This window comes from Duganella flavida (assembly GCF_009857445.1).
Classification (GTDB): domain Bacteria; phylum Pseudomonadota; class Gammaproteobacteria; order Burkholderiales; family Burkholderiaceae_D; genus Rugamonas; species Rugamonas flavida.
This window is the reverse complement of record NZ_WWCN01000088.1, coordinates 1-232: the sequence shown is the minus strand read 5'-3', so window position 1 is coordinate 232 and position 232 is coordinate 1. Positions and strand designations below refer to the sequence as shown.

Genomic DNA, 232 nt, shown 5'->3' with positions numbered 1-232 from the left:
GATCACTGTCGCCAAGATTGGGCCAATGCCTGACACCGTGTTAAGCAGACGGTAGCCCGGCGCTGATCGGCAGTAATTCGACAGTGATTTCTCGATTAAATCGATCTGTGCCTGCAAGGCCCGAATAATAGCCAAGTTGGCCTTCATGCCGCTGGCTTCGACCGGGCCGACAGGCATGCTGTCGATGTCCATTTCCGTCAGCAGCTTGATTTCTCTGCAGGTAAGGTAGCTA

General features: G+C 53.9%; 1 pseudogene. It reads right to left on the bottom strand.

The annotated features are described in order from the left end of the window. Positions 1 to 232 (bottom strand): annotated as a pseudogene (locus GTP46_RS30040) (IS110 family RNA-guided transposase); the annotation flags it as partial.